A 273-nucleotide genomic window follows, 5' to 3' on the forward strand; every position below is an offset into this window, starting at 1 on the left:
GGCGTGTTCAGTTTAGTAATGCCTTAGGCCCGTACAAAGGTGGCGTTCGCTTCCATCCTACCGTCAACCAATCCGTATTGAAGTTTTTGGGCTTTGAGCAAATCTTTAAAAACGCTTTAACAGGTCTACCAATGGGCGGCGGTAAAGGTGGTGCTGACTTTGATCCTAAAGGTAAATCGGACAGCGAAATCCGCCGTTTTTGTTATGCCTTTATGCGCGAGTTGCATCAGTACGTCAGCAAGGACATTGACGTACCAGCAGGCGATATCGGTG

Annotated in this window: 1 protein-coding gene; it reads left to right on the forward strand. The window is 48.0% G+C overall.

All coding sequences use genetic code 11. The annotated features are described in order from the left end of the window. Positions 1-273, forward strand: a 273-nt coding sequence (locus AAEZ03_RS27380; protein WP_350582996.1) for a Glu/Leu/Phe/Val dehydrogenase dimerization domain-containing protein, incomplete at both ends; no start/stop codon positions are given.

It is taken from the genome of Pseudomonas sp. HY2-MNA-CIBAN-0224 (assembly GCF_040310285.1).
Classification (GTDB): Bacteria; Pseudomonadota; Gammaproteobacteria; order Pseudomonadales; family Pseudomonadaceae; genus Aquipseudomonas; species Aquipseudomonas helleri.